The 4,239-nt window shown below is 55.1% G+C and carries 6 protein-coding genes; all 6 read left to right on the top strand.

Going from position 1 to position 4,239, the window contains the following annotated elements; all coding sequences use genetic code 11:
• On the top strand, positions 1 to 311 hold a 311-nt coding region (locus tag ACWVCN_RS02715; protein ID WP_455243976.1), incomplete at its 5' end, for a hypothetical protein.
• Between the two features lie 185 nt (positions 312 to 496).
• Positions 497 to 1,057, top strand: coding sequence for a bifunctional pyr operon transcriptional regulator/uracil phosphoribosyltransferase PyrR (gene pyrR, locus ACWVCN_RS02720; protein WP_455243977.1), 561 nt, complete (start codon positions 497 to 499; stop codon positions 1,055 to 1,057).
• Positions 1,058 to 1,070: 13 nt separating this feature from the next.
• Positions 1,071 to 1,991, top strand: a complete 921-nt coding sequence (locus ACWVCN_RS02725) for an aspartate carbamoyltransferase catalytic subunit (RefSeq protein WP_455243978.1) — start codon at positions 1,071 to 1,073, stop codon at positions 1,989 to 1,991.
• Between the two features lie 2 nt (positions 1,992 to 1,993).
• A complete protein-coding gene (locus ACWVCN_RS02730; RefSeq protein WP_455243979.1) occupies positions 1,994 to 3,277 on the top strand; it encodes a dihydroorotase in 1,284 nt (427 codons plus the stop codon).
• Positions 3,274 to 3,795: a DUF4149 domain-containing protein gene (locus tag ACWVCN_RS02735; protein ID WP_455243980.1), complete on the top strand. Its 522-nt coding sequence runs from the start codon at positions 3,274 to 3,276 to the stop codon at positions 3,793 to 3,795. The genes ACWVCN_RS02730 and ACWVCN_RS02735 overlap by 4 nt, the downstream gene beginning before the upstream one ends.
• On the top strand, positions 3,792 to 4,239 hold a 448-nt coding region (locus ACWVCN_RS02740; protein ID WP_455243981.1), incomplete at its 3' end, for a carbamoyl-phosphate synthase domain-containing protein. The genes ACWVCN_RS02735 and ACWVCN_RS02740, both read left to right, overlap by 4 nt.

Here is a 4,239-nt window from a genome sequence, read left to right on the forward strand (position 1 = left end):
GCTATCCCAAACTCTGCTGCGGGATTCGTTTCTATTATCCCAAACATGTCGGCCTGATGATGAAGGATATCCCGAACCATTTCTATCATTTTCCCGATCGCACCTATTCCGTGTGGGAAGGTATTAAGACGCAAGAATACAAGCGGACGCCGAACCAATACGACTGGCTGCCGGACTATGAAGCCTTCACAACCAACTTCATTCTGCAGCTCTGGAAGCCAACCACGATTAAACGCGGCGATCCCATCGGTCTCGTCCTGCCCGTTCTCCTGCCGAAACAATTCATACTGGAGGAAATCAAACCGAGGTAGTTTTACCGGACTTGCCGAACTTGACAGCCCTATTGGGGCCTCAGTAAGATAGGATAACCTTTAATGCTCATCCTGAGAGGTGAGCAAGGAGTGAAAATGAGTCGCCGCAGGGCGCCGTTCCCGAACAGTTGCACGACCTTCTCATCGCATGCCGGTGGGGAGGTTTTTTTATGTCTTGAAAGAGAATGAAAAACCCGTCTCAAGAGAATCGACAGCAGGAACGACTGGTCATGGAATCAGGCGATATCGCCCGTGCCATTACCCGTATCGCACACGAAATTCTCGAGCGGAACAAAGGTGTGAAGGATTTGGCATTGGTGGGGATCCGGACGGGAGGAGTGTACCTTGCTCATCGTCTTGCTCGTCGAATACTGGATATCGAGGGAGTCACAGTTCCTATCGGGGAATTGGACATCACCCTCTATCGCGATGATCTGGCGCTTAGAAAGGAGCAGCCGATCCTTCGGAAAACCTCTGTGCCGTTCGATATCGCCGGTATGATCGTCGTGTTGGTCGATGATGTTCTTTTTACAGGCCGCACAATTCGCGCAGCGATGGATGGTCTCATCGATTTAGGGAGGCCGGCCGAAATCCAATTGGCGGTGTTAGTCGATCGCGGGCACCGGCAGCTGCCGATTAAAGCCAATTATATCGGCAAGAATATTCCGACCTCGCGGGAAGAGAAGATTCAGGTGTTGCTGGAAGAGGCGGGCGAGGATGACCGTGTCGTCATTCTCAAGTCGTGAAGGAGACCAAACCATGAGCCTCAAACGCAAAGATCTCCTGAGTTTGGCTCCGTTGGCGGCCGAAGAAATCAAGCTGATTCTCGAAACGGCGGATTCGTTCAAGGAAGTGACGGGCCGCGAAATTAAGAAAGTTCCCGCGCTTAGGGGCCGCACTGTTGTGAACTTGTTCTTTGAACCGAGCACAAGGACCAGAACGTCGTTCGAGTTGGCGGCAAAACGGCTCAGCGCTGATGTCATCAATTTTTCTCCTTCGTCTAGCAGTGTCGTCAAAGGGGAAACCTTGCTCGATACCGCCCGCAATATAGAAGCCATGCAGGCAGATATTATCGTATTGCGGCATTCGGCTGCCGGTGCCGCAGAGACGCTTGCTTCCGGAGTCAAGTCTTCGGTGATCAATGCAGGTGACGGATGGCATGAGCACCCCACGCAAGCCTTGCTCGACTTGTATACCATCCGTGAAAGGGGACTATCCTTCGAAGGGCTGAAGGTCGCTATTGTCGGTGACGTGGCGCACAGTCGTGTTGCCCGATCGAACATTTACGCCCTTTCGAAGCTGGGTGCTGAAGTCCATGTTGTCGGTCCCCCGACAATGATTCCGGTCGGCGTTGAAAAATTGGGTGCAAAGGTCTTCTATAACCTTGACGAAGCCCTTCGCGATGTGCAGGTGATCATGATGCTGCGTCTTCAACTGGAACGGCAAGGACGGGCGCTGTTCCCCACCATTCGAGAGTACGCCCGCTTGTACGGCTTGACGGCGGAACGTGTCAAACTGGCCGAACCTGGAGCGATTGTCATGCATCCCGGTCCGATTAACCGTGGGGTTGAGATTGCCCCAGAAGTGGCCGATAGTCTGGCCTCGGTGATTTTAGATCAGGTGGCGAATGGTGTGGCGGTCAGAATGGGCATCCTGTATCTCATGTCTGGAGCGAACTAATCGTGGCAATACTTATTCAGGGCGGACATATCATCGATCCAGGGCGGGTTAACTCTGTGTGCGATCTGCTTATCGAGCAGGGAAAAGTGGCTGCCGTCGGTCCGAATCTCAAGGCTCCCGCTGGTGCCAAAATTATTCGCGCGGAGGGGCGTTTAGTCGTGCCGGGATTCGTTGATCTCCACGTGCACTTTCGGGAACCGGGCTTCGAGTACAAAGAGACGATTCAAACGGGAGCAGCTTCGGCTGTCGCAGGAGGATTCACAACCGTCTGTTGCATGCCGAACACCAATCCTGTGAACGACAATCAAGCCATTACCGAGTTTATGCTTGAACGGGCGCGAGAGGCAGGGTTGGCCAATGTGTTGCCGATCGGTGCGATCACGAAGGGCTCTGAGGGAAAGGAACTGGCTGAAATCGGAGATCTGCGCCGAGCCGGTTGCGTGGCAATTTCAGATGACGGCAAACCCGTGATGAACAGCCTGGTAATGCGCAGGGCTATGGAGTATGCCTTGGCGTTCGATGTCCCGGTTGTCGACCATTGCGAGGATCTGCATCTTGCTGAGGGCGGGTGCATGAACGAGGGGTTGATTTCGACTGAACTTGGGCTCCCAGGCATTCCGGCGGCGGCAGAAGATGTCATGGTGGCGCGCAATGTCTCGTTGGCCGAGCTGACGGGGGCACGGCTACATCTTGCCCATATCAGTACGGTCGGATCAGTTCGGATGGTTCGAGAAGCGAAGTCTCGGAGCATCAAGGTGACAGCAGAGGCTTGTCCCCATCACTTTACCCTGACGGAAGAGGTTGTACGGGGATTCAATACGCTCGCGAAAATGAACCCGCCTTTGCGTACTTGGAATGATGTTCAGGCGATCAAGGAAGGGTTGCGAGACGGGACGATCGATGTGATAGCGACAGACCATGCCCCCCACGCGACCCAGGAAAAGCAGCAAGGATTTACGGAAGCACCGTTCGGAATCGTCGGGTTGGAAACGGCGCTCCCGCTGACTCTTGCTTTGGTCGAAGAAGGGGTCTTGTCGTTGGAATCCGCGATCGAAAAACTCAGTACAGCGCCGGCCAGAGCGTTCAGCCTGTCGAAAGGGACGTTGGAGGTGGGGGCCGATGCGGATGTCGCGATTGTCGATCCACAGGCGCAGTGGGAGGTTGATCCGGCCAGGTTCCGTTCAAAGAGCCGCAACACGCCGTTTGCCGGGTGGAAAGTGAAGGGACTCGTGGTGACAACACTTGTGGGAGGTCGCGTGGTGTTCGAGGCGCCGGTGGTCGCGTGAATCGACGTGCCCAGTGGGGATGTATTGCTGCGCTGACCCTAGAACTGCTCGCGCTCGCCGTCTGGGTGGGAGGATTGCTAGTTTTGATCGGTGCGGTGATCCCTGCGGTTTTCAACACGTTTGGCGGCCAGGATTCAGGAGGCTTTTTCCTGACGAGAACCTTCGAAGGATATAATCGTCTTGTCGTGGCGGCGATCGTCAGCCTGGTCCTTTCGATGGGCTATCGCTGGTGGAGTAGAGATCCGGCTGTACAAGTGAAGTCCGGTGAACTGATCCTGGTGGTGCTGATGAGCTTGATCGCGGGGATCATTATCTTGGTGCTTCACCCCCAGGCTGCAGCCTTGCAAGCGGAAGCGTTTGCGCTGAAGGATGAGCAGGCCAGAAAGGCGGCATTTGAGGCGTTTTTTCGTCTCCATATGCCGGTTCGGTCGTTGTATATCGTGAACTTGGTCTTGGGCATGGTGCTGCTGGGTATGAAGGCGAAGCGTTCGTCGGTAAACCAGGGAGTCCTTGCGTGAAGAAGGCGCTATTGGCTTTAGCTGACGGAGCGGTGTTCGAAGGCCGCGCCCTCGGGTACGAGGGTGAGGCGGTCGGTGAGGTGGTCTTTAATACCGCCATGACCGGCTATCAGGAAGTTCTCACCGATCCTTCGTACAAAGGGCAGATCGTCACGATGACCTGTCCCCACATCGGGAATTATGGAGTAACTCCCGAGGACGTCGAGTCTCGTCGCATTTGGGCGGAAGGTTTTGTTGTGAAGGAAGCCAGCCGGATCGCGAGCAACTGGCGGAGTCGACAGTCGCTGGAAGAGTATCTCAAGTCCGCAAAGATCGTCGGCATAGAAGGGCTTGATACGAGAGCACTCACGCGGCATCTGCGCGAACACGGGTCACAACAGGGGTTGATTACTCACGTGGCAGGTAATGGAAAGCTGGCCGTCGAAAAGGCCCGTCAAGCTCCCA

This window comes from Petrachloros mirabilis, assembly GCF_975968855.1.

Coding starts and splice junctions, on each gene's coding strand:
- pyrR (WP_455243977.1), top strand. CDS start 497: ATGAAAAACCCGTCTCAAGAGAATCGACAGCAGGAACGACTGGTCATG.
- ACWVCN_RS02725 (WP_455243978.1), top strand. CDS start 1,071: ATGAGCCTCAAACGCAAAGATCTCCTGAGTTTGGCTCCGTTGGCGGCC.